3 protein-coding genes and 1 pseudogene are annotated in these 4,486 nt (G+C 67.2%); 2 read left to right on the top strand and 2 right to left on the bottom strand.

Going from position 1 to position 4,486, the window contains the following annotated elements; genetic code table 11:
• A pseudogene (locus tag LQV45_RS18765) lies at window positions 1-375 on the bottom strand (CPBP family intramembrane glutamate endopeptidase); the annotation flags it as partial.
• A gap of 185 nt (window positions 376-560) precedes the next feature.
• Here LQV45_RS18765 and LQV45_RS18760 point away from each other — a divergent pair.
• Both LQV45_RS18760 and LQV45_RS18755 read left to right on the top strand, forming a co-directional pair.
• Window positions 561-2,243: an ABC-F family ATP-binding cassette domain-containing protein gene (locus LQV45_RS18760; protein WP_230008319.1), complete on the top strand. Its 1,683-nt coding sequence runs from the start codon at window positions 561-563 to the stop codon at window positions 2,241-2,243.
• Between the two features lie 269 nt (window positions 2,244-2,512).
• Window positions 2,513-3,970 carry an amino acid permease gene (locus LQV45_RS18755; RefSeq protein ID WP_018775070.1) on the top strand — a complete coding sequence of 486 codons (1,458 nt, stop codon included), beginning with the start codon at window positions 2,513-2,515 and terminating at the stop codon, window positions 3,968-3,970.
• A gap of 105 nt (window positions 3,971-4,075) precedes the next feature.
• Here LQV45_RS18755 and LQV45_RS18750 read toward each other — a convergent pair.
• A partial coding sequence (locus LQV45_RS18750; RefSeq protein WP_230008318.1) for an aldolase/citrate lyase family protein occupies window positions 4,076-4,486 on the bottom strand: 411 nt, incomplete at its 5' end.

Genomic DNA, 4,486 nt, shown 5'->3' with positions numbered 1-4,486 from the left:
GTTGGCGGAGGTCTGCACAGGTCCGCTGAGGGCCACGAGAACCGCGGTGAGAATGAGCATTGCGACGACGGTCAGCGGCACCATGAGGGCCGTGAACCAGGGCCTTGTGGCAAGGACGCGGAGATCACGGACCGCAACATGCCGCGCGGCGGTCAGGGCAAGGACGCCGACCGTTGCGTAGAAGATCAGGTTCACCGCGTAGGACGCCACCGCAGGATTGGGCGATATCTGCAGCAGCAGCGGCTCCAGCAGGCTGCCCGCCACGGCGAATAGACCGGCCACGGCAACATAGAGTCCAACAGTGATGAAATCCAGCCGGGAGAACCGGTAAAGCTCCGGCTGCGGCGCGGGTGGTGTACGGAGAGCTGTGCCCATGCCCCCAGCCTAGTGCCGAGGCAGGAGGACGCGGTCCAGCTGATCCCCGGCGCCATCGCAGACCTGACGCCCGACGGCGGCACCCGTCTCAGTGCCCAGGGCCTCAGTGCCCAGTGACGGCCGGCGGTGCCATACTGAGGACGCAAGCCGCCGTCGGGCAGGCTGGCACCTACTGCGAGGACTCCTTGAGCGAACATCTCCGCCTTTCGGGCGTATCCCACGGCTATGGGGACCGCCAGCTTTTTGCCGGCGTCGACGTTGCCATCACGGCCGGTGAACATGTGGCGATCGTCGGCGAAAACGGCGCGGGCAAATCCACACTGCTGCGGATCCTGGCCGGATTCGAGGCCCCGGACGAGGGCACGTCCGTCAGCCACGGCCGCGTGGGCTACCTTGCCCAGACCCACGGCCTGCCGGAGCTGTTCACTGTCAGCGACGCGATCGACGCCGCACTGGAATCGCTCCGCGCGCTGGAGGCCGAGCTGGACCGCCTGGAGGACGGGCTGGCCGGCGCGGAAGCTGACGAACTGGAGCGCTACGGAAACCTGCAGACGCAGTACCAGCTCCGGGAAGGCTACGCCGCGGAATCCCGGGTGGAAGCGGCGCTGGACAGGCTCGGCCTGGGCGGGCTGGACCGGATGCGGACGCTGGGCTCGCTCTCCGGCGGGGAACAGGAACGGGTGGCACTGGCCTGCGTTCTCGCCGATCCCGCGGACATTTTGCTCCTGGACGAACCCACCAACCACCTGGACGCCAGCGGTACGGCCTGGCTGGAGGCGCGGCTGGCCGCGCACCGCGGCACGGTGGTGGTGGTCTCCCACGACCGCGTGCTGCTGCGCAAAGTGGCCTCAACCGTGATTGAGGTCGATGCCGAGCGCCGGTCGGTCAACCGGTATGGCAACGGTTACGAAGGCTACCTGCGGGAGAAGGCTGCCGAGCGCCAGCGCTGGGCACAGCAGTACCACGGGTGGCTGGACGCGATGGCGGCCGAACGGCTCCAGGCGGACACGGTTGCCGGCAAGATGGGCTACGCCCGCCAGCGCGACGGCGACAAGATGGGGTTCGACTTCAAGGCCGGCACGTGGCAGAAGGCGGCCACCAGCAAGGTCCGCAACGCCCAGGAGCGTCTGCGCCGGCTGGAGGCAAACCCGATTGACCGTCCCCCAGTACCCCTGAAACTGGCAACGGATCTGCGGGCGGACGTGGCCGAAGGCCCGGCGCTCGAGGCGAAGGGGGTCGCGGTGCCCGGCCGGCTGGAACCCACGGATTTCCGGGTGGAAGCCGGCCAGAAGATCCTCATTACGGGCCCCAACGGTGCCGGGAAGTCCACGCTGCTCTCCGTCCTCGCCGGCACGTTGGAACCGGCCCAGGGCAAAGTGGTGAGGCACGGCCGGATCGGCTATCTGCAGCAGGAGTTGGAACTCCCGCAGCGCCCGGGACTGCGGCTCCTGCCCGCCTTTGCCGCGGGCCTGGGCGGCAATGTCGATGAGCACGCCGAGGCGCTGCTGCGCCTGGGGCTCTTCCGGACCAGCGAATTCCACGTGCCGGTGGGCAGCCTATCCGCGGGGCAGCAACGCAGGCTGGCGCTGGCCCGGCTCCTGCTGGGCGGCTTCGGGACGATGCTGGTGGATGAGCCCACCAACCACCTGGCGCCCGTGCTGGTGGAACAGCTTGAAGCGGCCCTGTCCGAGTTCGCAGGGACACTGGTCATGGTCAGCCACGACCGCGCGCTGGGTGAGTGGTTCAGCACCTGCGCCCGGCGAGGAACGAGCCGAGAAACAAGGCACGGCGCCAGGCAGGAAACCGGGCACGGAAACGGCGCCGGTAACTGGCTCCGGTACTCGATGCGCGACGGCGCCCTGGCGTAGCAGAACGATTCGCCGGAGCCTGCGCGGACCAAATAGAACATTATTCGGCTATTTGGCAGATTTGGTGTCATTAATTAGGCATAGCGCCTGACTGCTGTTGCCCGCGTCACGGCCGGTCCGGGAATTCCAGTACGATGGATGAGCCGCGCGAGGGTTTGACTCCTTGTGAGGTTCGGTACATCTTGCTGTCCCACCGGGCAGAAACCCGAATGGAATGTAACCGAATCCCGGTCCCGTCCCGGCCATAATCCGACCTACAAGGAACCGTTGTGCCATCAATTACCCCCACAGAACTCCAGAGCGCGCCCGCGGAATCCGCCGTCGACTCGACCCTCAGCGCCGAGGGCTATAAGAAGACCCTGAGCGGGCGCCACGTGACGATGATCTCGATGGGCGGCGCAATCGGCGTCGGCCTGTTCATGGGCGCCGGCGGACGCCTGGCCTCCACGGGCCCGGCGCTGATCTTCTCCTACGCCATCGCCGGCGTGATCGCCTACCTGCTCATGCGGGCGCTGGGCGAACTCATCATGTACCGCCAGACCTCGGGCTCCTTCGTCAGCTACGCCGGCGAAATGTTCGGCAAGAAGGGCGCCTTCCTCTCCGGCTGGATGTACTTCATCAACTGGGGCATGACCGGGATCGCCGAACTGATCGCGATCGGCCTGTACTTCCAGTTCTTCTTCCCCAACGTGCCGGTGGAAGCCTCCGCGATTGCCGCCCTCGCGCTGCTCGTGGCCGTCAACCTGCTCAGCGTCAAGGCGTTCGGCGAGTTTGAATTCTGGGCGTCCTGCCTTAAGGTCGGCGCCATCCTGATCTTCCTGGCCGTGGGCACCTTCATGGTGGTCACCAACGCCAAGGTCGGCACGGGCCACGCCTCAGTCGCCAACCTCTTCGCCGACGACGGCGGGATGTTCCCCAAGGGCGCCCTGGTGATGGTCCTCGTGCTCAACGCCGTGATCTTCGCCTACAACGGCATCGAACTCGTCGGCATCACCGCCGGTGAGATGGAAAACGCCAAGCGCGAAGTGCCCAAGGCAATCCGCGCCGTCGTACTGCGCATTGTGGTGTTCTACGTCGGTTCCGTGCTGCTGCTGGCCATGCTGCTGCCCTCGGACCAGTACAAGGCCGGCGTGTCCCCGTTCGTCACCGTGTTTGGCCAGATGGGCCTCGGCTGGGTGGGCGACGTGATGAACATGATCGTCATCACCGCCGCACTGTCCTCCTGCAACTCGGGCCTGTACTCGATCGGCCGTGTCTTCCGCACCATGGCCAACAACGGGCACGCCCCGCAGTGGCTCACCAGGATGTCCAAGCGCCACGTGCCGTACGCGGCCATCCTGGCGATCGCCGCCTTCTACCTCGTGGGCATCCTGCTGAACATCTGGCTCGGCGGCTCGCACGCCTTCGACCTCGCGCTGAACACCGCCTCGATCGGCGTGATCTTCACGTGGGGCGCCATCTTCGCCAGCCAGATCGCGCTGCGCCACCAGAAGGGCCGCGTCTCCAGCCTGCCCATGCCGGGCTCGCCGTGGACCAGCTGGGCCGGGCTGGTCGCGCTGCTGGCCATCACCGTGCTGATCGGCTTCGACACCATGACCAGCAAGACCGGCGAGGTCTTCCACCTGGGCCTGTGGACCCTGGCGACCGTCCCGTTCTTCGCCCTGGTGCTGTGGCTGGGCTGGCAGAAGGTCAAGAACAACGCGCCCAAGAGCGAGCTCTACAGCTAGGACCCACCGGTCCCGACGCGCGGCACGCAGAAATGCTACGGCGGCAGCCACCTGGAAAAGGTGGCTGCCGCCGTCGCGTTTAACTGCGCTTAATGCGGAGGGCCCTCAGTAGCTGGCGGGGGTGCCCTCGGGCTCAGCCACCGCATCCGGTGGGATGTAGTCGGCGGCAAGGGCCTCGGAGCCGCGGGCCAGGATGGACACATCGGCCCCGACCAGCACGAACGCGGCGCCGGCGGCCAGGTAAGCGCGGGCCGTTGCCGGGTTGAAGGCGTTTACGCCGGCAGGTTTGCCGGCCGCTGTGGCGGCGGCGAGGCAGCGTTCGACGGCGGCGCGTACCCGGGGGTGTTCCTGCTGGCCCAGCAGCCCCATGGAGGCGGCGAGGTCGGAGGGCCCGAGGAAGATCGCGTCCACGCCCTCCACTTCGAGGATCTCCCCGACGGCGGCCACTGCGGCAACGGATTCAATCTGGACGGTGACGCTGACGGTGCCGGAGGCGCGGGCGAGGTAATCCGGGAT

Source organism: Microbacterium sp. Bi128 (assembly GCF_918698205.1).
This window is presented reverse-complemented; position numbering and strand designations above follow the sequence as displayed.